This window comes from Iodobacter arcticus (assembly GCF_042664895.1).
GTDB classification, from domain to species: Bacteria; Pseudomonadota; Gammaproteobacteria; order Burkholderiales; family Chitinibacteraceae; genus Iodobacter; species Iodobacter arcticus.
The window spans coordinates 159,035-161,510 of record NZ_JBHTBQ010000033.1 but is presented as its reverse complement, the minus strand read 5'-3'; the positions used below and the strand labels follow the sequence as shown (position 1 = coordinate 161,510).

At 51.6% G+C, this 2,476-nt stretch carries 1 protein-coding gene; it reads left to right on the top strand.

Translation table 11 applies throughout. From position 1 onward, the window contains the following. Nucleotides 1-2,476, top strand: a 2,476-nt coding sequence (locus tag ACFQNF_RS14755; protein WP_380188698.1) for a VCBS domain-containing protein, incomplete at both ends; no start/stop codon positions are given.

The following is a 2,476-nucleotide window of genomic DNA, read 5'->3' as shown; positions in this document are numbered from 1 at the left end:
CGGCCACGGCGCAGTGCAAGAAGATACCGTGCAAAGCAGCACCGGCACGCTGACTGCCACCGGCGGCGCGACCTTTGTACCGCAAACTGATGCCACAGGCGCTTACGGCAAGTTGACCTTGGGCAACGATGGTAAGTGGACTTACACGCTGAACAATAGCGCTGACAATGTTCAAGCCCTCAAAACTGGCGAGTTCAAGACTGAATCGTTCAATGTTACGCTGAGCGACGGCACAAAGACCACCATCACGATCGATGTGCAAGGTCTGGACGACAAGGCGGTGATCACCCCTAGCAAGCCGGGTGACGATGCAGGTTCCGTCAAAGAAGATACAAAGCTAACGACCAACGGAGCCTTGCTTGTCAGCGACAAAGACGCGGGTCAGTCGAGCTTCCAAGCGCAAACGGATACGAACGGCACTTACGGTAAGTTCAGCATTGGCACAGACGGCAAATGGACTTATGCACTGAACAATGCGGCTGCCAACGTTCAAGAACTCAAAGAAGGCGAAACTAAGACTGAGACCTTCACCGTTAAATCTGCCGATGGTACGACCTCAAGCGTGGTTGTAACGGTTCTCGGCACGAACGATGCAGCGATCATCACCCCAAGCAAACCGGGTGACGATGCAGGTTCCGTCAAAGAAGATACAACGCTGACGACCAGCGGAGCTTTGCTTGTCAACGACAAGGATGCAGGTCAGGCCAGCTTCCAAGCGCAAACGGATACGAACGGTACTTACGGTAAGTTCAGCATTGGCACAGATGGCAAATGGACTTATGCGCTGAACAACGCGGCTGCCAACGTTCAAGCCTTGGCCGAAGGCGAAACCAAGACTGAAACTTTTGTCGTTAAGTCTGCCGATGGCACGACTTCAAGCGTTGTTGTGACCGTTGTCGGTACGAATGATGCTGCGATCATTACCCCAAGCAAGCAAGGTGACGATGAGGGACTGGTTAAGGAAGATACGCTTCTAACCGCTAAAGGCACTTTATTAGTCAGCGATAAGGATGCCGGGCAATCTAGCTTCCAAGCGCAAACGGACACAAGCGGTACTTACGGTAAGTTCAGTATTGGCACTGACGGCAAGTGGACTTACACGCTGAACAATAACGATCCTATCGTTCAAGCCCTGAAAGACGGTGATGTAAAAACTGAAACCTTCACCGTTAAATCGGCTGATGGTACAACAAGCACGGTTACCGTTACTGTCAACGGTACCAACGAAACCGCCACCGTCGGCCACGGCGCAGTGCAAGAAGATACCGTGCAAAGCAGCACCGGCACGCTGACTGCCACCGGCGGCGCGACCTTTGTACCGCAAACTGATGCCACAGGCACTTACGGTAAGTTGACTCTGGGCAACGATGGTAAGTGGACTTACACGCTGAACAATAGCGCGGACAATGTTCAAGCCCTCAAAACCGGCGAGTTCAAGACTGAATCGTTCAACGTTACGCTAAGCGATGGCACAAAAACCACCATCACGATCGACGTGCAAGGTCTGGACGACAAGGCCGTCATTACCCCAAGCAAGCCGGGTGATGATGCTGGCTCCGTCAAAGAAGATACAACGCTGACGACCAGCGGTACTTTACTGGTGAATGACAAAGACGCGGGTCAATCCAGCTTCCAAGCACAAACAAATACCGATGGCACTTACGGCAAATTCAGCATTGGCACTGACGGCAAGTGGACTTACGCGCTAAACAACGCCGCAGCCAATGTTCAGGCTTTGGCTGAAGGCGAAACCAAGACTGAAACTTTTGTCGTTAAGTCTGCCGATGGCACGACTTCAAGCGTTGTGGTGACGATTGAGGGTACCAACGATGCGGCGATCATTACCCCAAGCAAGCAAGGTGACGATGAGGGACTGGTTAAGGAAGATACGCTTCTGACCGCTAAAGGCACTTTATTAGTCAGCGATAAGGATGCCGGGCAATCTAGCTTCCAAACGCAAACGGACACAAGCGGCACTTACGGCAAGTTCAGTATTGGCACAGATGGCAAATGGACTTATGCACTAAACAACGCTGCAGCCAACGTTCAGGCTTTGGCTGAAGGCGAAACCAAGACTGAAACTTTTGTCGTTAAGTCTGCCGATGGCACGACTTCAAGCGTTGTTGTGACCGTTGTCGGTACGAATGATGCTGCGATCATTACCCCAAGCAAGCAAGGTGACGATGAGGGACTGGTTCAGGAAGATACGCTTCTAACCGCTAAAGGTACTTTATTAGTCAGCGATAAGGATGCCGGGCAATCTAGCTTCCAAGCGCAAACGGACACAAGCGGTACTTACGGTAAGTTCAGCATTGGCACAGACGGCAAGTGGACTTACACGCTGAACAATAACGATCCTATCGTTCAAGCCCTGAAAGACGGTGATGTAAAAACTGAAACCTTCACCGTTAAATCGGCTGATGGTACAACAAGCACGGTTACCGTTACTGTCAACGGCACTAACGAATCCGCCTCT